Here is a 19294-nt window from a genome sequence, read left to right as displayed (position 1 = left end):
CCGCGAGTGGCGCCGAGCCGGAGTACGGATGCGTCGGCCCGTTGCACCGGTCCCACCGGCTCCCCCTGACGGTTCGGCTCAGTCATGAGGGACGACGGCGACAGGGCAACGCGCGTGATGGACGGCCGCCTGGGCCACGGGGCCCAGGCGGGGCCCCAGGTTGGGATGGTGCTTGTGCCGGCCGACGACCAGCAGGCCGGCGCCCTCGGCGGCTTCCACGACGGCTCTGGCGGGGCTTTCGAGGCGGGTGGTGGCGGCCACGTCCACGCCCGGGAACTTTTCGCGCCAGGGGCCGAGAGCCTGGCTCAGGTGATTCCGCGCGTCCTGGACGATCTCCTGGGTCACGGTGTGATCCACGCCCCAGGGGGTGTACGCGTGGAGCGGCGTGCTGCGGCCATGGACGGCGCGGAGGGGCACACCTCGGGCCGCGGCAGTGGTGAAGGCGAATTCGAGCAGGTCGTCGCACGGGGCGCGCAGTTTCAGTCCCACCACCACAGCGCCTGCCGCACCTGATTCAGCCTCCCGGTCCGCAGGCGTCGAGGGTTCTTCTGCCCGCTTGCCCGCACGCACCAGGACCACGGGCCGCTCGGCACGTGCCACGACGATCATGCTGATGTCGCCGAGGAAGTAGCTCTCCACGGGAGTCAGGCCCCGGGAGCCGAGTACGAGCATCTCCGACTCCGACGCCGCCTGGAGCAGTGCGTCCTGGGCGTCGTCGGCGACCAGGTTGCCGACGACGGTGAGGCCCGGATGGTGTGCCTGGAGTTCCTTCTGAGCGTTGTGCACGAGGCGCTTCGCCCAGTAGTTCTGGTCCATCTCCGACGGGACGCGGGTCGGCTCCGGCACCAGCAGCGGCCACGCGTGCAGCAGGCGCAGGGTGAGTCTGCGCCGCTCCGCTTCGTCCGCAGCCCAGCGGGCGGCGGCGAGGCTCTCGGGCGAGCCGTCGAGGCCCACGGTGAGGGCTTGTTCCATGGCGACTGCCTCCATCTCGTAAGAAGCTGGAAGGGCGGTGAGCATTGCCGACGACCGGACTGCTGCCGTCCCCATGCGTCGGCGCGTCGAGCACGGAGCTCCTCCATCGAGGAGTACCCCAGATCTCGTCGTGGCGCATGTGGTCCCCGAAGCGGCCGCGAACGCACGGGCGTGAGTTCCGGCATCGAGGAGGCGGGAGCAATGGTGGTTCCCCTGATAGTCGGCATCGACGGGTCCGAGTCGAGCCTCGACGCGGTGGACTGGGCCGCGGACGAGGCACTCCGACACGAGGTGCCGCTCCATATCCTGCACGCGGCCGCGGCGGATCACGAGGCGCCCGGCATCGTCGCCGCCGCCTCGGAGCGAGCCAGGAGGAGTGCCTCAGCGGTTCGGCTGTCGAGTGAGGTGTTGCACGAGGACGCGGCGCCGGCCCTGGTGGGCAGCGGGCGCAACGCCTTCGCGCTGGTACTCGGGTTCAGAGGGCTCGGAGACCTCGCCGGGATGCTCCTGGGCTCGGTCAGCCTGGCTGTCGCCGCTCATGCCGACTGCCCGGTCATTGTGGTGCGCGGCGGGGTGGAGCACCGGCACGGCCGGTTCGGGAGGGTCGTCGTCGGCGTCGAGGACGGTGAGGGCAGTGGTACCGCCGTGGATTTCGCGTGCCGCGAGGCCCATGTACGGCGCTGTCGGCTCGTGGCGGTGCACGCCTGGAGCGTCCCGGCCGGAAACCCCGGGCCACCGGGCCGCCTGTCCGGGTACGCACTCCGAGCCCTCGATCGCGCGCCTGCGCAGGTGCTCGCCGACGCGCTGCGCGACTCCACGCAGCGGTATCAGGACGTTCAGGTGAGCAGCGAGGTGGTCCATGGCCCGGCCCGGCAGGCGCTCCTGGAAGCCGCGTCCGAAGCTGATCTGCTCGTCGTCGGCGCCCGCAGGCGGCACGGGCACGTCGGGTTGCAGCTGGGCCTGGTCAACCACGCGGTGCTGCATCACGCGCCGTGCCCTGTCGCGGTCGTTCCACAGATCTGACCGGTGACGGGCCGGGTGGGCCGAGTGGTGGGCACCCGGGACCTTCGGCCCCGTGACCGGGAGCTGCCGCCGTTGGAACGTGGTGAGCGCGGCAGACGCGATGGGGGACGCACCAGCAGCGACAGCTGGAGGCCAGACCATGAGTGCACAGGACTCGCCCCACCGGCCATACCAGAAACGAGACCGAGGGATCGACCCTGCGGATCTGGGGGGACCGGGAAGGCACGATTCAGGACCCGCCGATCTCCGCAGGCGACGCCAACGCCACTGGTTGGCTGATCGGCGGCATGACAGCGGTCGGCGTGTACGTCGGCTTCGTCGCCGTGCGAAAGAGCATGCGCCTGGTGCTGGACCGCAGACGGTACGCGCGGTGGGGCACCGAGTGGGACCTGGTGGAGCCTCTGTGGTCCGCACGGTTCCGAAGGTGAACGAGCTCGTGGTGCCCCACCGGTGTCCAGGAGGAGGTGACGCGGATGTCCTCGGCGACGACCACTGATCTGTACGAGGTCACGATGGCGATGTCGTACCTGCGGGAGGGGATGACCGGCCCGGCGACGTTCAGCCTGTTCGTCCGCGACCTGCCGACCGACCGAGGCTTCCTGGTGGCCGCCGGCCTGGAGTCGACACTGGACTTCCTGTCCGGGTTCCGGGTCGACGCCGAGGATGTCGACGCTTTCGCCGCGGCACTGCACCGGCCTCCACGCGACCTGGCCCCGCTGCTCGGCATGGAGTTCACCGGAGAGGTGAGGGCGGTGCCCGAGGGGCGGATCGTCCTCGCCGGAGAGCCACTGCTGGAGGTGACCGCTCCGCTTCCGCAGGCACAACTGGTCGAGACCTATGTGCTCAATCAGGTCAGCCACCGGACGACGATCGCCTCGAAGGCCGCACGGTGCGTTCTGGCCGCGCAGGGACATCCGGTCGTGGACTTCTCCCTCCGGCGTACCCACGGCCCCCAGGCGGGTTACCAGGCCGCCCGGCTGAGCGCGATGGTCGGCTTCGCCGGAACGAGCAACGTCGCCGCGGCCACCGCCGAGGGGCTGCCCGCCGTCGGCACGATGGCCCACTCGTACATCGAGGCGTTCGGGACGGAGGAGGCGGCCTTCCGCGCCTTCGCCCGGTCCCATCCGGGCCCGGTGACGTTCCTGGTGGACACCTACGACACCGAGGCAGGGGTCCGGCTCGCGGCCCGGGTGCTCCGGGACCTGGACCGTGGGCCCGGCTCGGCCGTACGGCTGGACAGCGGCGACCTCGGAGCCCTGGCGCGGCGGGCGCGTGCCCTCCTCGACGCGGCCGGACTGCCGGACGTACGGATCGTCGCCAGCGGCGGTCTCGACGAGTACTCCGTGGACGGTCTGGTCCGCTCCGGAGCACCGATCGACGTCTACGCCGTCGGCACCCGTGTCGGGGTCTCGGCCGACGCCCCGTTCCTGGACTCCGCGTACAAGATGGTTGAGTACGACGGCCGGCCGGTGATGAAGCTCTCCTCGGCCAAGGTGACCGCTCCCGGGCAGAAACAGGTGTTCCGCCGCCCCGGTTACGCCGACGTGATCGGGCTCCGTGAAGAGCGGCCCCCCGACGAGAGCCAGCCGTTGCTGCAAACGGTGATGCGGAACGGGAGGCGCACCGCCGAACGCCCCGATCTGGAGGAGATGAGGGCGAGAAACGCCGCAGACCTGGCCGGGCTCCCGCCTGCGGCACGCCGGATCCGAACCCCCGTCGCACCACGGGCGCCGGACCTCGGCGCGACTGACCGCGCTCGCCGCCGAGGTCCGGCGCCGTATCGAGGAGGAGTGCCTGACCGCGGCCGCAGGCCCGCGCATCCATGAGCAGAGCGCGTCCGGATCACCGAGGTCCGCGCCGGGACGAGGAGGAAAGTGATGGCACATACCGTGGAATGGAAGGTTCGCCTCTACCTCTTCGAGGACGAGGGGACGACGAAGGCACGTGCGGTGCTGAACACCGGCACCACGGAGCTCACCGGGCACGGGGCCGCCCACCGCAACCCCGCGGACAGGGACGTTCCGGAGATCGGTGACGAACTGGCGGCGGGCAGGGCCATGCACGACCTCGGCCGGCAACTGGTGGGCGTTGCCCAGCGTGACATCGAGGGTATGGGCGCCGGTGCGACCGAGCGGTGGGCCCGCCCGGAGACCGGCTGGCCGATGCCGGACCGACAACAAGGACGATGACGTGAATCTCGTCACGGCACAGGAAGATCCTCGGCCGGTCACCGCGGTTCACGCGGCTCACGACGCCCTGCAGTCGGTCCGCCTCGTCCACCATCGGCAGGCGCTTGACGTTCTGCACAGCGATGAGACGGGCCGCCTCGACCACGGTCCGCTCCGGGGCGCGCGCACGGCGGGAGCCGACATCAGCTCCTCGGCCCTGGCACCTTCGGCCTTCGGCCCGCTCCCTCGCCTTCAGATGCGGTAGCGGTGCCACGCCGGACGGGTCGGCACGGGCCGAGGGCTTGCGCAGCAGATCGGCCGCACATCGGCCTCGGACACCACACCGATGGGGGCGGTCCAGTTCGTCGACCACGGGCACGGCGCTCATGGGGATCATCGGAGCCGTCATCCCATGCGGCGGTACGCCGCGCGTGGCACGTTGGGTACAGAATCATTCTGAGGAAACGGCGGCGATCATGCGAGCTCAACTCGGAGATCAACTCGTTGTCGAAAGCCCTGCCACTGGCGTCACCAGGCGCGACGGCGAGATTGTCGGACTCCACCACACGGATGGAACCCCGCCCTATGACGTGCGCTGGTCGGACACGGACGAGGTGACGCTCGTCTTCCCTGGGCCCGACGCGCACATCCGTCACATCGAGCACAGGTCCGCGAGCGCTCATGAGTCTTCCCTGCCGCGTACGGAACGGACAGGCGGGCACAGGAGCGCCGGCGTCGGCGGGGCGCCGTCGGGCAGGCCGCCCAATCCCGGTGACATCGGCCGCCGCGTCGCCGCCGAACGCTCACGCCAGGGACTGACGCGGGAAGAGGCGGCCCGCCGCGCCGGAATGGCTCCCGAGTATTTGGCCTACCTCGAAGAACAGCCGGCCGACCCGACCACGGCCAGTCTCATCAGCCTGGCCGACGCGCTGGGCACCAGCCTCGTCGCCCTGCGCGGGGGCGACGTCGATCTGCCGCCCGGCCGGGGCGAGGCGCTCCTGCACCCCCGACTGCGGGACCTCGACCCCGACGAATGCCGTGCCCTGCTTTCCACACACGGCGTGGGACGCGTCGCGGTGTCGACACCTGACGGCCCGGCGGTGGTTCCGGTGAACTACGAGGTCGTCGACGACGTGGTCGCGTTCCGGACCGCGCCGGACTCGGTCCCGGCGGCCGCCGTGGGATCGGAGGTCCCCTTCGAGGTCGACCATGTGGACGAGGCCATGAGCCAGGGCTGGAGCGTACTCGTCGTCGGACCCGCGCGGGAGATCACCGAGCCCGACGAGGTGCGCAGGTTGGTCGATCACGCCTACACCACGCCGTGGCCAGGGGGTGAACGCGAGATGTGGGTGGCGATCCGGCCCACGCGCATCACCGGGCGGCGTATTACTTCGGCTGAGCAGTGAGCACTACTTCGGCTGAGCAGTGACGGGGGAGGGGGAGTGGCCGGTTAGGGCGCGTCCCGTCCGCCGGCCACGACCCGTCCGGGTCATCACATCGCTCACGATGTGTGTGGGGGCTCAGGCCCTGCGGCCCCTCCTCTCGTACCGTCAGGGCACCTCGCCCGCGCCGTGGGGCGCGTACAGGTCGAGCAGTCGCACCCGGGCGGACCTGAGCCGGCGTGCGAGCACGCCCACGACATAGGTGTACAGCTCGTGATCCAGCACCGGGTCCTTCGCGCACATCTCACGAACTGTCGCCGCGTCGAACTCGTAGGCGCGCACCGGGCTGGCTGCCTCGGCTCCCAGGTGCCAGTGATGGGGAGGGATCAGCCAGGACCAGCCCAGCAGTTTTCCGGCGCCGAGGGTCTCGATGACCGCTGCGCGTCGGCCGGGCACATGAAGGTCGAGAGCGACCGTGCCCGTGTGGATGATCCAGAAGCGGTCGGCCTTGCCGCCTTCGTCGAAGATGCGCTCGCCCGTCGCGAACGACACCTCCCGAGCGAGAGACATGAGCTGCTTGCGATGTTCCTCGGTCATGGCGCCGAAAACGCCGGTTCTCACAACCACGACGGCCGTCCCTTCTCCGTGATCTCGAAGCGGATCGGGCTCCTGTCCGGTCACCGACGTCCAGCACGCGGCCGATGCCCAGGCCATGGCGGCGCGGTGGTGGCCGTATGACTCCACGATCGCCGCAAACCGGCGGGGCGCAACCCAGGCCGAGGCTCGCCGCATGTCGATCCGCGTGTCGCGGCGGGCCCGGCGCGGTGCGACGGTAATCAGAGGAGGTCCTCGCAGTGGCCGGGCAGAGAGGCGGTGCGGACCATGGAGCTCCCGCTGGTCGTGGGTGTCGACGGATCGGAATCCAGCCTGCAGGCCGTGGACCGGGCGGTGGACGAGGCGACACGCCACGGGCTGCCGCTGCGGGTCGTCCACGCCTCCGAAATCGGCGGGTTGCTGCCGGGGTCCGTGAGCCTCGCGCCGGCTGCCCGGGCGGTCTGTCCGGTCATCGTGGTCCGCGGCGGGGAGCAGAACCGGCAGGGCTCCTTGGGCCGCATCGTGGTCGGCGGGGGCGACCCCGCCGAGGGCTCGATCGCCGTACGGTTCGCCGTCCGCGAGGCCGAGGAGCGCGGCGGCGCGCTGCATGCCGTACGGGCCTGGCGCCGTCCCGCCCACGAGCACGTGGACCACCCTCCCCGCCCACACGCTCCTGCTGGAGGCATCGGCCGACGCCGACCTGATCGTCGTCGGTGCGCTCGGGCGGCACGGCCACTTCGGTCTGCGACTCGGCAGGGTCGCCCACAGGCTGCCGCATCACGCGGACTGCCCGGTGGCGGTCGTCCCGCAGCGCGCCTGAACTCCCGCCGAGGGCCGCGCTCCCGCGCATCGCGTGGAGGACAGAACCCGTGAGGCAGAGGGCGAGGACGGCGGATGAAGGAGTGGACCTGGGAGTACGAGGGGTACGACCCCGCTGCCGAGCGGCTGCGTGAATCGCTGTGCACGCTCGGCAACGGCTACTTCGCCACCCGCGGCGCGGTGCCCGAGTGCAGAGCCGGCCTCGTGCACTACCCGGCCACCTACGCGGCCGGAATCTACAACCGCCTGGAGTCGATCGTGGCGGGACGCCGGGTGGTGAACGAGGACCTGGTGAACCTCCCGAACTGGCTTCTCCTGCGATTCCGTCTCCGCCGTGCCGACGGCTCGGCCGGCCCGTGGTTCTCGCCCGGCGCGCGGCAATTGCTCGACTACCGGCACACGTTGGATCTGCGTCGTGCCACGCTGACGCGCACGTTCCGGTTCCTGGACGAGGAGGCGGGTGCGCTGGGCGTGGAGCAGACCCGGCTGGTGCACATGGCGGATCCTCACCTGGCGGCGCTGCGGACCGTGTTCAGCGCTGAGGAGTGGTCGGGTGAGGTCGAGGTCGAGTCCGTCCTCGACGGTGACGTGACCAACGGCAACGTGCACCGCTACCGGTCCCTCAACCACAGCCACCTCGCCCAGGTGCGGACCGGTACGGCGGGCGCCGACACGACGTGGCTGCGGTGCCGCACCAGCACCTCCGACATCGGCATCGGCATGGCGGCCCGCACGGTCGTCACCGGGCGATCGCCGACGGGATCCGAGCTTCGTCCGTCCCGCCGCCGTGCCGTGCACCGGCTGGTGATGTCGATCGCTCCGGGCCGACCCGCCGTCGTGGAGAAGACCGTGGCCCTGCACACCTCACACGACCTGGCGATCAGCGACCCGTACGGGGCGGCGATCGACCGGGTGACCGCGGCTCCCGGCTTCTCGGCGCTTGTGGACTCGCACGTCGCGGCCTGGGCGCGGTTGTGGGGGCGCGCGGACGTCCGGGTGCCCGGGGAAGCCGGCCGTGTCCTGCGCCTGCATCTGTTCCACGTGCTGCAGACGCTGTCACCGCACACCACGGAGCTGGACGTGGGTGTGCCGGCCCGGGGGCTGCACGGCGAGGCGTACCGGGGCCACGTCTTCTGGGACGAACTGTTCGTGCTGCCGTATCTGAACCTGCACTTCCCGGAGGTCTCGCGGGCCCTGCTGAACTACCGTCATCGGCGCCTGCCGCAGGCGTGCCGCGCGGCCGACGAGGCGGGCCGGGCCGGGGCGATGTACCCGTGGCAGTCCGGCAGCGACGGACGTGAGGAGACCCAGCAGCTGCATCTCAACCCGCGGTCGGGCCGCTGGCTGCCGGACAACTCCCGCCTCCAGCACCACGTCGGCTCGGCGATCGCCTACAACGTGTGGCGGTACTGCGAGGCGACCGGCGACACCGAGTACCTGCACACCAAGGGCGCGGAGATGCTGCTGCAGATCGCCCGCTTCTGGGCGGACAGTGCGGAGTCCACCCCCGGCCTCGGCCGCTACCGCATCCGCGGCGTGGTCGGACCCGACGAATACCACGACAGCTATCCAGGCGCCGTCCGGCCGGGCTTGGACGACAACGCGTACACCAATGTCACCGCTGCCTGGGTTCTCAGCCGCGCCCTGGATCTCACACGGCGCCTGCCCGCATGGCGGCGGGAGGAACTGTTCGAGCGCCTCCAGCTGGACGGCGGCGAACTCCCCAAGTGGGAGGAGATCTCCCGGCGGCTGCGGGTGCCCTTCCACCGGGGCGTCATCAGTCAGTTCGACGGCTACGGCGAACTCGCCGAGCTGGACTGGGACGGCTACCGCGCCCGCTACGACAGTATCCGGCGGCTGGACCGCATCCTTGAGTCCGAGGGCGACACCGTCAACCGCTACCAAGCCTCCAAACAGGCCGATGTGCTGATGCTCGGCCACCTGTTCTCGCCCGCCGAGCTGAGGGACCTGTTCCGCCGCCTCGGCTACGACATGGACGACGAGCTCTGGCGCAGGACCGTCGACTACTACCTCAGGCGCACCAGCCACGGCTCCACCCTCAGCGGCCTCGTCCACGCCTGGGTCCTCGCGCGGGCCGGACGGGCCGAGGCATGGACGTACTGCCGGGAAGCCCTGGAACAGGATGTCGCCGATCTCCAGGGCGGTACGACCGGCGAAGGCATCCACCTCGGCGCCATGGCCGGAACTTTGGACCTGGTGCAGCGAGGCCTGACCGGCCTGGAGACCCGAGAGGACGCACTCCAGCTGGACCCGGTGCCGCTTCCGGCAGTGTCCGAGTACGGATTCTCGCTGCGCTACCGCGGCCACTGGGGCGTCAGCGTACGGCTCCGCAGAGGACGGTTGCGGATCGGCGTGCCCGACTCGGAGGAGGCACCGATCCGAGTGGTCCTGCCCGACCGGGCCGTCACCGTCGCACCGGGAGAGACCTGCACGCTGCTCCTGCGGGAGGACTGATCGACAGGAATCGAGGACGTGGGGCCGTTGGGCCCATACGGCGCACCCCGACCGGCCCCTGGGACGGCGCCATGGGCCGCTGGATGCTCGAAGTGCCGGGAAGTTCTGAGGAGGCCCGCGATGACGGACGACGAGCGCAGCCGACCCATGGTTCACGCCCTGCTCGCGGACGGCACCACTGCGTGCATCCGGGCCGTGACGCCGCGGGACCGTGAACAGCTCCAGAGGTTGTACGAGGAGGTGTCCCCGGAGAGTCTCCGGATGCGGTTCTTCGCCGCGAGCCGGCGCTCCGCCACGATGGCGGCCGACCGGGCCTGTGCGCCGCCGCGCCCCGGATACCGGGCGCTGCTGGCCGAGACACAAGGCCAGATGATCGGCCTGGCCGAGTACGCGACAGGCGAGGACAGGGCATCGGCCGAGATCTCCGTCGCCGTGGCCGACGGACTGCACCACCGGGGCGTCGGCACCCTCCTCGTCGAACATCTGGTCTCGGCTGCCCGCACGGAAGGCATCAGCACGTTCACGGCTGACGCGCTCAGCGAGAACCACGAAGTGCTCCGGCTCTTCGCCGATCTGGGACTGCGTACAGCCCGTCACTTCGAGGGCCCGGAGGTGCGCTGCACCATCGAGCTCGCGGAGGACGAGGCGTACCTGTCCACGGTGGAGACACGTGGTCGGGCCGCGGATGTGGCCAGCCTGGTGCCACTGCTGCGGCCGGACGCCATCGCGGTGGTCGGTGCCGGGCGGCGGCCGGGGTCGGTGGGACGGGCTCTCCTGCACCATCTGCACGCTGGCGGCTACACCCGGCACCTGTACGCCGTGAACCCCGCCGCGAGCTCGATCCTCGGCGTCCCCTCCCACCCGTCGGTCGGCGCCCTGCCCGGAACCCCCGACCTCGCTGTGCTCGCCGTGCCCGCCGCCGTCGTCCCGGAGATCGCGGAGGAGTGCGGCAAGGCGGGCGTACGCGCCCTGCTCGTCGTCACCGCCGGGCTGGACGCGGACCAGGCCCGGGCGCTGCTGGCCGTGTGCCGCTCGCACGGCATGCGACTCGTCGGCCCGAACTGCCTCGGCATCTGCAACACCGACCCGGAGTGGTCACGTTCGACGGCCCCGTGGAGCGCGAGAGCCTGCGGCCGGACGACCCGGCACTTCACGGTGTCTCCGAGGAATCGATAAGAACGCTGTGAGAGGAGGCGGACCGTCATGCTGAGCAAGGTGCTCGTCGCCTACGGGACGACGAACGGGTCGACCGCGCAGATCGCGGAGGCCATTGCCGACGTCCTGCGCAAGGAGGGACTGACGGTCGAGGTGATGCCCGCCCGGTCGGTGACGAGTCTGGAGTCCTATGACGCCGTGGTGGTCGGCGGCGGACTGTACGCGGGGCGCTGGCACAAGGACGCACGTCGCTTCGCCCGGCGGCACGCCCGCGAGCTTTCCCGGCTTCCGCTGTGGTTCTTCAGCAGCGGCCCCCTCGACGCGTCGGCCTCGGAACGCGACATCCCACCCGTTCCCGGCGTCCGCCGGGCCGTGATCCGGCTCGACGTCCAGGAACACGTCACGTTCGGCGGTTGCCTCGACGAGGGAGCCAAGGGATTCATCGCCCGGAAGATCGTCTCCTCCGGGAAGGGCGGGGACTTCCGCGACTTCGATCAGATCGAGGCGTGGGCCGCGCGCATCGCCGGCGAACTCGTGAAGGAGTCGCCCAGGAGCTGAACCGGTACCGAGATCAATCGCGCACGATCGGGAATGCGGGGCGATCACGCCCGCTCTTCCGGAGTGGCCGTCTCCGAGCCGCCCAGGTCCAGGCGGAAGGGTGGGTACTTGTCCGTCATCAGAGCGGCGTAGGCGGAGACGCGCAGGACCCACCGGTTGAGGCCGATGATCAGGTCGAACAGATCCTTCGGATACTTCTCGGTGAAGGCCAGGATCACGGCCGCGATGAGAGTCAGCAGGGCGATCAGGCCGCCGGACCACCAGCCGACGTTGGCACCGCCGACGAAGAAGGCGATGACCATGTATTGAGGGATGGCCAGGAGCCACCACTTCACCAGCACCAGACCGCGGGACAGCCGCTCCGGGTAGGCGATGTCCAGCCGTGCCGGGTAATCCGGTTCCTCGCCCAGGCTGAACGGCGGGTACCGGTCGGTGCCCAGGGCGTCGTACGCGTAATAGGAGACCCGCCAACTCCAGCGCATCACCCCCAGGTTGAAGTCGAACAGGGCGCGGGGATAGCGCTCGGTGAACAGGATGGCGAAAAACGCGATCACGGTCACCACGGTGAAGGCGATCCAGAGGAAGAACAGCACCACATAGTGCGGAATGGCGAGAATCCACTTCACGAGCCACAGCCATCGGGACAGTGGCAAGTCGATACGTGCGTTCACACGGACCGGGCGGTCCGGGAATTCCACCGGGTTCGTCATGGTGATCAGCTCCTTCGCCGGCGTGTGGCCGCTGGGATGGGCTCATGACCAGCCTGGCCGCTTCCGCCCGGCGCCGCGAGGCAGCGTGCGCCCGTCCGGGGGCCTGTCGGCCTGCGCGGCCATCGGTTCGGGGCTCGCTCGGTCCGGAGGACCCGGCCCGGCCCGGCCATGGGGGTCGGCCTGCCCATGCGGATGGCAGCCGTCACGGGCAGGCTGGATGGAGGAGCTGACTCCGTTCGAAGGTGGCCGCCCCATGGCGTCCCGCCGTCCTCGGTGCCGATGTTTCGCAGGGGCAGCGGGTGACCATGCGCGGGACCCCGTCCCTGTCGGCGCCCCGGCACCCGGAAGGCCCAGGAAGGGATCGTCATGAAAGCACTCGTGTTCCACGGTTCCGGCAAGTCCGCCTGGGAGGAGATCACGGACCCCGGACTGCAGGAGGCCACCGACGCGATCGTCCGTGTCGACGCCGTGACCATCTGCGGGACCGACCTGCACATCCTCAAGGGCGACGTTCCCGAGGTGCGCCCCGGCACGGTTCTCGGGCACGAAGCCGTCGGCGAGATCGTCGAGGTGGGCAGCGACGTGCGCGGTGTCCGCCCCGGCGACCGCGTCCTGGTCTCGTGCATCACGGCGTGCGGCCGCTGCCGCTTCTGCCGGGAGAGGGCGTACGGACAGTGTCGCGGCGGCGGAGGCTGGATCCTCGGCCATCTGATCAACGGCACCCAGGCCGAGTACGTCCGTGTGCCGTACGCGGATCTGTCCGTGTACCCGCTCACCGGTTCGGTGGACAGCAAGGACGCCGTGCTGCTGGCCGACATCTTCCCCACCGCCTACGAGGTCGGTGTGCTGAACGGACGCGTGCGGCCCGGAGACACCGTCGCCGTGGTCGGAGCGGGGCCCATCGGGCTCGCCGCCATCGCCACCGCCCGGCTGTACACGCCCGAGAAGATCATCGCTGTGGATCTCGCCCCCTCCCGGTTGGACGCCGCCAAGCGTCTTGGCGCCGATGCCGTGGCCGCCGCGGGTGAAGAAGCCGAGCAGTTGGTCGCCGACCTCACCGAAGGGCTCGGCGCCGACGTGGTCATCGAAGCGGTCGGGGTTCCGGAGAGTTTCGAGACGTGCACGCGCATGGTGCGGCCCGGCGGGCATGTGGCCAATGTCGGCGTGCACGGCAAGCCCGCGACACTTCACCTCGAAGACCTGTGGATCAAGAACGTGACGATCACGACCGGCCTGGTCGACACGTACTCCACCTCTACGCTGCTGCGCATGATGGCCGCGGGCCGTCTGCCCGCCGCGTCCATGGTCACCCACACTTTCCCGCTGGACGGGATGGAGGAGGCGTACGACGTCTTCTCACGGGCCGGCGACACCGGTGCGCTCAAGGTCGTTCTCGGCGGGCAGCAGCACGATGCGCTGATGGTTCGGGCGTCCTGACAGGAGGGTGATGACATAGACGCCCGCCGCCTTGCACAGCCGAAGGAGGGCGACCGTGTCGGTGGCACCGGTGGCCTCCTCGGCGAGGGAGATCAGCGGCCCCTCTCGATGGCATCCCGCAGGGTGTCGGCAGCCATCTGGGCACAGCCGAGAAGACCCCAGGCGGTCAGAATTCTCCTTCTGGACGACTGGAGTCGCCTCCCGCGCACCGATCCAGGCCTGCCCGCTTCCCACCTGGGCGCCCACTGGCCCGCTGCCCGCTCGACCGGGGCCTTCCGATGTCTTCATCCGCGGTTGCTCGCCCCAGGTGTCGGTGCCATGCCCACGAGCTCGGGACGGCTCTACCGGGCGGCCAGTTTCCGGAGGATCCGGGAGGACACCGGTTCCGGCAGGGCGCGCAGGGTGCGGACGAGGGCCGTCGTGGTCCGGGGGAAGTACGCCTGCGCCGGTTCCTTCTCCATGGCGCGTACGACGTGACGCGCCGCACGTTCCTGGCTGACCTGGAAGGGCTTGGGCAGATCGTCCCCGCTGATGCGCTCCGTGGCGACGAAGCCCGGATGGATCGAGGTGAACCGGATTCCCCTGGGGGCCAGTTCGACGCGCGCGGCGTCGATCAGCGTGCGTGCGGCCGCCTTGGCCGCGCAGTACGGTCCTTGGCGAGGGATGGCCATGAGTCCCGCCAAGGAGTTGGTGTGGGCGATCAGTCCTCCCTCCCGCTGGCCTCCCATCTGCTCGATCAGCGGGACGAGGTAGTTGAGGACGACGTCGTAGTTGAGCGCCATGATCCTGGAGACGTCCGCCACGCTCACCTGGTCCATGGACATGTCCGGCCCCTGGCCGGCGTTGAGCAGCGCGATGTCGACGGAGCCGTATTCCGCTGCAGCGGCCGCCACCACGTCGGCGGCCGCTCGCGGATCGAGCGCGTCGGCGGCGATGTCCAGGCAGGCACTGCCCTTGGCCCGTACGTCCTGAGCCACTGCGGCCAGTTCGGCGGCGCGTCGTGCGGTGAGTACCAACCGGTTGCCGCCGTGGGCCAGTTGGCGCGCCACCTCGGCACCGATGCCGGACGAGGCACCGACGATCAGAACCGTGCGGTCGGTGATGTGAGCCATGGGTTCCCTTCATTGGGACGGTGTCTCAGGTGTCAGAGGAAGTGTTTGCCCTCGCCGCGATACGTGGGCACGGTCTCGACCACCTCATCGCCCCTGACCAGGTGCAGCTCGCCGACTCGCTCGCACAGCTCGCCGGCCTTGGCATGCCGCAGCCACACCCGGTCGCCGATGCGCAGGACCTGCGCGGGCTTCCCCACCAGCGGCGTCTGCACCTCTCCGAAGGCCTCGGTGGCGGTGACGCGCAGCCCTGGCGGCCAGGCCAGCGTGGGCAGCCGGTCCTTGCCGAGTGGGCCGGATGCCACCCATCCACCGCCCAGGAGTGTCGCGATCCGAGCGGAGGGACGGCGTACGACGGGCAGTACGAAGAATGCTGCCGACGCGGGGCGGAACGTGCGATAGAAGTCGAAGAGCCCGGGACCGTACAGGCCCGATCCGGCCGCGAGTTCGGTGACGGCGTCTTCTCGTGCGGTGCTCTCCAGGCTGCCGGTTCCGCCACCGTTGACGAACCGCAGGGGCGTCACGGCACTGACGGCCGAGACCGCCGCTTCCCGTCGTTCACGCAGTTCCTCGGCGGAGGAACGCTGCATCACCCGCAAGGCGGCCCGTTTGAGCGGGGAGCCGGGTTGGTTGTCGCCGAGGCCCGCGATCTGGCCTTCATAACCCATGATTCCGGTGAGCTCGAAGCCCGGGCGGTCGGCGACCTCGCGTGCGAACTCGGCCGCCTCGCGCGGCGTGTGCACCGGGGACCTGCGCGGGCCCAGGTGGAGGCGGCCACCGAGCAGGCGCATGGCGGCGTCCAGTTCCAGGCAGACGCGGATACGGGTGTTCCGGGGGCCGGTCGCGGCGTCGATGAGGTCGAGGTGCTCGAACGAGTCGACCATCAACGTGATGCGGGAGGCGAGCCGTTCGTCGCCGGCCAGTTCGCGGAGCGCTGTGTGGTCCGTGGTGGGGTAGCCGACCACGATGTCGTCGAACTCCTCGGCCAGCCAAAGGGCTTCCGGGAGGGTGAAGCCCAGGATGCCCTGGAATCCCGTGCGGTCGAGGGCACGCCGGACGAGCGCGCGGGTACGGAGCGACTTGCTGGCCAGCCTGATCGGTTTGCCGCCCGCGCGCCGTTCGAGGTCGAGGGCGTTGGCGTCGAAGGCGTCCAGGTCGATGACGCCGAAGGGGGGCTCCAGGCCCGCGGTCGCCGACCGCAACCTGTCGAACTGCCCCTGCTGTGCCGGCGCGGAACCGGCCTGGGTGGTGGAGATGTCGGGGGTCACCTGCTGCCTTCCTGTCCGCGTGGTGTGGCCGGGGTCTGACGGGCGCCCGGGCTGCGGCGCTTGGCCATGGCGGCCACCCGGGGAATCGCGACATGCATGAGCCGGGGGAACACGCCCGCGACCCGCTGGAAGCGTCCGGCAAGGGCGGGGTGAACGACCTCAAGGGGCTTTTTCACGATCGCGTCGACGATCACTGAGGCGACGTGCTCGGGGGTGAGGGGTTTCTCGGCGAAGGTGATCACCGAGCTGGGGTCGGCCATCTCCTGCTCGAGCATGGGCGTCCGGGTGCCGGGCGGATGGATGATGCTGAACGTGACCGGTCCGCCCTGTTCCTCGATGGCGACACTGTGGTGAAAGGCGCGCAGCCCGTGCTTTGTCGCTCCGTAGCTGGTGTAACCGATCAGCGGCATGAACGAGCTCATGCTGCAGATGGTGATGATGTGCCCGTGGCCCTGCGCGCGCATCCGGGGCAGCGCGGTCATCATCCCGGTCATGGGACCGATGAGGTTGACCTCCACCATGTGGCGGTGCTGCGCCATCGACAGTTGCCGCGCGTATCCCGTGTGGATGATGCCCGCGTTGTTGATGAGGACCTCGACGGGGCCGAGCCGGGCCGCGACGGTTTCGAAGGCCGCCTCCCACGCCTCCTCGTCGCGGACGTCGAGTTCCACGGCCAGAGCCGAGGAGCCGAGCCGGCCGGCGAGTTCAACGGCCCCGGCCAGATCGATGTCGGCGAGGGCGACGCGGTGACCGCGCCGTACCGCCTCGCGTGCGGTCGCGGCTCCGATCCCGCTGGCCGCGCCGGTCACCATGACGATGCTCACCGGTGCCTCCCGCCGTACGCGCTGTCGTGGGCGGAAAGGGCACCGTCCGTTCGATGTCCCTGCATTGTGAACTCCCGATGAGTGAGCCGAGTGGACGAAGCCTGTGATCACGACGGCAGGACGTACGCCTCGAGCCGGGACGCGTTGAGCTGCGCCGCACGAGGCGGATCGTCGGTGGCGATGGTCGCGGCGTAGAGGGTGTCGCCCTTGGGCCCGGCGACCAGACAGCTGAGCGTGCGCTGACTGGTGGCGACGCGATCGAGGATCGTGCCGCCGGGACCGACCCGGACGCATTCGCCGCGCAGGGCGTTGGCGACCCAGGCCGTGCCGTCCCTGCCGGGGGCGATGCCGTCCGGGGCGATCGGGCTGCTGGAGCGGTCGGCGATCGCCTGGTGGTCGAGGAGGGCCGAGACCCGCCGCGTGAGGTGACCGATGGGACCCGGGTTGTTGACGGCCTTCCACAGCCAGGACTCGATCAGCGGAGCCCAGAGCCGTGGCGGGCCGAGCCGCCCGTCCGGCAGCACGGGCATGGCCGTGAGTCGCATCGCCAGGGTCTCCGCGACGAGCATGGTCTGTCCGTCGTCCGTGAGGAACAGGCCGTTGGGGAAGACCATGGGTTCGCTCAGGCCGAGCAGTTCGCCCTCCGGCGAGTAGCACGCGATCGGCGCCCTGGGGACGCCCGGTGGCGCGTAGATCATGGAGTTGGGCTTCTCGCTGATGAAGGCGTGGTAGTCGAACCCGAAGTTCCCCACGTAGGCGCGGCCCTGCTTGTCGACGAACATGTCGTTGACGTTGCCGGTGGCGATGTCCTTGAGGTCCGCGTGTACGACCAGGGAGCCGTTCGCTTCCCGCCGGTAGACGCAGCGTCCCTCCATCGAGACGACCAGCATCCGGCCGTCGGGCAGGAACCCGAGGCCGCCGGCCCTGCCGGGGACCTTCACGACGGTCTCGGGCTGCCCGACGGTGTCCCAGCGGTGCACCGTCCCGTGGGCGAGATCGCAGAACCACAGGGCGTCGTCGTGCCAGCGCAACGACTCCAGAACGCCGAATCCGTCCAGAACAACAGCGGCCTTTGGTCGCACTCCTGCCTCCTGAGGGTGCTCGTGCCAGGCGTTCGGTTTCCGCTACGGTCGCTGATCGCTCAGAAGTAAGTCAAGCGTCTTGGACGCTTGACTTACTTCTTGTCGGATCTCCATGCTGGGGCGAACACCCACCCTCAGTGACGGCTGGAGAGCCCATGGCCGTGCCCATCGAAGACCGCCCCACTCCGACTGACCGGGGAGAGGAATCGCTGCCCGTCCTGGACCCCGCGACGGGAGAACAGCTCGCCGACGTCCCCGTCACGGACCCGGCCGAAGTACGCGCGGCGGTGAAGTTGGCCCGCGCCGCCCAGCCCACCTGGCTTGCCCTCGGCTTCCGCGGCCGTCGTGCCGTCTTCGCCACCAGTCGGCGCTGGCTGCTCGACAACCGCGACCGTGTGATCGACACGATCGTCGGTGAGACGGGCAAAGCCCGCGAGGAAGCCGTCGTCGAGTTCGTCTACATGGTCACGGCGCTCGCCTACTGGGCGCGCACCGCTCCGGCCCATCTGCGCACGCGCCGGGTGCGGTCCCTGTCTCCGTTCGTCCTCGGCCGCACCATGTACACGCGCCGCGAGCCGGTCGGCGTCGTCGGAGTGATCGGCCCCTGGAACAACCCCCTCGTCAACTCCTTCGGCGACGCCATCCCCGCGCTCGCCGCCGGGAACTCCGTGGTTCTCAAGCCGTCGGAGGAGACCCCGCTGACCGGTCTTCTGATGCGCGAGATGATCCGCGGCTGTGGTTACCCGACCGGCGTCTTCCAGGTGATTCCCGGCGCGGGGGCCACCGGCCGTGCCCTGGCCGACGAGGCCGACTTCGTGATGTTCACCGGCTCCACCGCCACCGGTCGCAAGGTCGCGGCCCGCGCGGCCGAGCGCCTGGTCCCCAGCTCTCTCGAACTCGGCGGCAAGGATGCCCTGCTGGTGCTCGCCGACGCCCCGCTGGACCGTGCGGTGAACGTCGCCGTACACGGAGCCTTCTTCAACGCCGGACAGACCTGCACCTCCATCGAGCGGGTCTACGTCGAGGCGCCGCTCTACGAGGAGTTCGTCACCCGCGTACGAGAACTGACGGAACAGCTCACGGTGGGCCGGCCCGACGGATTCGGCACCGCCGACATCGGCGCCGTCACCTACCCGCCGCAGTTGGACGTCATCAATGAGCACGTTCAGGACGCCGTCGATCACGGCGCACGGGTCCTCACCGGCGGCCGACCTCTCGACGGCCCCGGTCGCTTCTATCCGCCGACCGTCATCGTCGACGTCGACCACTCCATGCGCTGCATGCGCGAGGAGACCTTCGGACCCACCCTGCCGATCATGAAGGTCGGGAATGTCGAGGAAGCCGTCCGTCTGATCAACGACAGCGAGTACGGCCTCCAGGCCTCCATCGTCACCCGTGACACACGGCTCGCCCGTGCCATCGCGGCCAGGCTGCGAGTCGGCGCCGTCACGGTCAACGACACCCAGTCCAACTACCTCGCGCTCGGCCTGCCCATGGGTGGCTGGCGACAGTCCGGGCTCGGCGTGCGCCACGGCGGCGAAGGCATTCGCAAGTACACCAGGATCCAGTCGGTCATGGTCAACAAGCACCCACTGCGCCGCGACGTTCACATGATGCCGTTCCGGCCGAGCGGCTACCGGTTCGTCCTACGACTCGTCGACCTTCTCAACGGACGGCTCCGCTCCCGCTGAGATCTCACCCCTTCCCATTCCCACTCA

The 19294-nt window shown here is 70.1% G+C and carries 15 protein-coding genes and 4 pseudogenes; 12 read left to right on the top strand and 7 right to left on the bottom strand.

Features of this window, described 5'->3' with window-relative positions:
- Positions 1–78: 78 nt before the first annotated feature.
- Positions 79–972, bottom strand: coding sequence for a universal stress protein (locus SGFS_RS04445; RefSeq protein WP_286247786.1), 894 nt, complete (start codon positions 970–972; stop codon positions 79–81).
- 201 nt (positions 973–1173) lie between these two features.
- On the opposite strand from SGFS_RS04445, the gene SGFS_RS04440 reads away from it, so the two are divergent.
- The 5 genes and pseudogenes from SGFS_RS04440 to SGFS_RS04415 all read left to right on the top strand — a co-directional run bounded on the left by SGFS_RS04440 (position 1174) and on the right by SGFS_RS04415 (position 5569).
- Positions 1174–1995, top strand: a complete 822-nt coding sequence (locus SGFS_RS04440; RefSeq protein WP_286247785.1) for a universal stress protein — start codon at positions 1174–1176, stop codon at positions 1993–1995.
- Between the two features lie 143 nt (positions 1996–2138).
- The gene (locus SGFS_RS04435) at positions 2139–2423 is read left to right on the top strand and encodes a hypothetical protein (protein WP_286247783.1); all 285 of its coding nucleotides are present in this window, start codon (positions 2139–2141) and stop codon (positions 2421–2423) included.
- 45 nt (positions 2424–2468) lie between these two features.
- Positions 2469–3873 (top strand): annotated as a pseudogene (locus SGFS_RS04430) (nicotinate phosphoribosyltransferase).
- Positions 3873–4184, top strand: a complete 312-nt coding sequence (locus SGFS_RS04425) for a DUF1876 domain-containing protein (RefSeq protein WP_286247782.1) — start codon at positions 3873–3875, stop codon at positions 4182–4184. The pseudogene SGFS_RS04430 and the gene SGFS_RS04425 overlap by 1 nt, the downstream one beginning before the upstream one ends.
- Before the next feature lie 455 nt (positions 4185–4639).
- The gene (locus SGFS_RS04415; RefSeq protein ID WP_286247780.1) at positions 4640–5569 is read left to right on the top strand and encodes a pyridoxamine 5'-phosphate oxidase family protein; all 930 of its coding nucleotides are present in this window, start codon (positions 4640–4642) and stop codon (positions 5567–5569) included.
- 144 nt (positions 5570–5713) lie between these two features.
- Here the strand turns inward: SGFS_RS04415 and SGFS_RS04410 are convergent, their stop codons facing one another.
- A complete protein-coding gene (locus SGFS_RS04410; RefSeq protein WP_286259790.1) occupies positions 5714–6142 on the bottom strand; it encodes a Crp/Fnr family transcriptional regulator in 429 nt (142 codons plus the stop codon).
- 285 nt (positions 6143–6427) lie between these two features.
- On the opposite strand from SGFS_RS04410, the pseudogene SGFS_RS51280 reads away from it, so the two are divergent.
- The 4 genes and pseudogenes from SGFS_RS51280 (at position 6428) to SGFS_RS04385 (ending at position 11146) form a co-directional block, all read left to right on the top strand.
- Positions 6428–6959: pseudogene (locus SGFS_RS51280) on the top strand (universal stress protein).
- A gap of 74 nt (positions 6960–7033) precedes the next feature.
- On the top strand, positions 7034–9433 hold the full coding sequence (locus SGFS_RS04395) for a glycoside hydrolase family 65 protein (RefSeq protein WP_286247777.1): 2400 nt from the start codon (positions 7034–7036) through the stop codon (positions 9431–9433).
- Positions 9434–9553: 120 nt separating this feature from the next.
- Positions 9554–10525 (top strand): annotated as a pseudogene (locus SGFS_RS04390) (GNAT family N-acetyltransferase); the annotation flags it as partial.
- A 111-nt stretch (positions 10526–10636) separates the two neighbouring features.
- Complete coding sequence (locus SGFS_RS04385; protein ID WP_286247776.1) at positions 10637–11146, top strand: flavodoxin domain-containing protein; 510 nt, start codon at positions 10637–10639, stop codon at positions 11144–11146.
- A gap of 44 nt (positions 11147–11190) precedes the next feature.
- Here SGFS_RS04385 and SGFS_RS04380 read toward each other — a convergent pair whose 3' ends face one another.
- Complete coding sequence (locus SGFS_RS04380) at positions 11191–11856, bottom strand: DUF4389 domain-containing protein (protein ID WP_286247775.1); 666 nt, start codon at positions 11854–11856, stop codon at positions 11191–11193.
- A gap of 366 nt (positions 11857–12222) precedes the next feature.
- Here SGFS_RS04380 and SGFS_RS04375 point away from each other — a divergent pair, with 366 nt between their 5' ends.
- Positions 12223–13293: a zinc-dependent alcohol dehydrogenase family protein gene (locus SGFS_RS04375; RefSeq protein WP_286247774.1), complete on the top strand. Its 1071-nt coding sequence runs from the start codon at positions 12223–12225 to the stop codon at positions 13291–13293.
- Positions 13294–13401: 108 nt separating this feature from the next.
- A pseudogene (locus SGFS_RS04370) lies at positions 13402–13536 on the top strand (hypothetical protein); the annotation flags it as partial.
- A gap of 98 nt (positions 13537–13634) precedes the next feature.
- On the opposite strand, the gene SGFS_RS04365 reads toward SGFS_RS04370, so the two are convergent.
- The 4 genes from SGFS_RS04365 to SGFS_RS04350 all read right to left on the bottom strand — a co-directional run bounded on the left by SGFS_RS04365 (position 13635) and on the right by SGFS_RS04350 (position 17576).
- Positions 13635–14405, bottom strand: a complete 771-nt coding sequence (locus SGFS_RS04365; RefSeq protein ID WP_286247773.1) for an SDR family NAD(P)-dependent oxidoreductase — start codon at positions 14403–14405, stop codon at positions 13635–13637.
- A 32-nt stretch (positions 14406–14437) separates the two neighbouring features.
- The gene (locus tag SGFS_RS04360) at positions 14438–15670 is read right to left on the bottom strand and encodes an amino acid deaminase/aldolase (RefSeq protein ID WP_286247772.1); all 1233 of its coding nucleotides are present in this window, start codon (positions 15668–15670) and stop codon (positions 14438–14440) included.
- Entirely contained in the window at positions 15667–16494 is an 828-nt protein-coding gene (locus SGFS_RS04355; protein WP_286247769.1) for an SDR family oxidoreductase, read from the bottom strand. The genes SGFS_RS04360 and SGFS_RS04355 overlap by 4 nt, the downstream gene beginning before the upstream one ends.
- A gap of 107 nt (positions 16495–16601) precedes the next feature.
- Complete coding sequence (locus SGFS_RS04350) at positions 16602–17576, bottom strand: SMP-30/gluconolactonase/LRE family protein (protein WP_286247767.1); 975 nt, start codon at positions 17574–17576, stop codon at positions 16602–16604.
- A 155-nt stretch (positions 17577–17731) separates the two neighbouring features.
- On the opposite strand from SGFS_RS04350, the gene SGFS_RS04345 reads away from it, so the two are divergent.
- On the top strand, positions 17732–19267 hold the full coding sequence (locus SGFS_RS04345; RefSeq protein ID WP_286247765.1) for an aldehyde dehydrogenase family protein: 1536 nt from the start codon (positions 17732–17734) through the stop codon (positions 19265–19267).
- Positions 19268–19294 lie beyond the last annotated feature (27 nt).

It is taken from the genome of Streptomyces graminofaciens, from assembly GCF_030294945.1.
Lineage (GTDB): Bacteria > Actinomycetota > Actinomycetes > Streptomycetales > Streptomycetaceae > Streptomyces > Streptomyces graminofaciens.
Note: the sequence above shows the minus strand (reverse complement) of the source record. Positions and strands in the feature narration are given on the sequence as shown.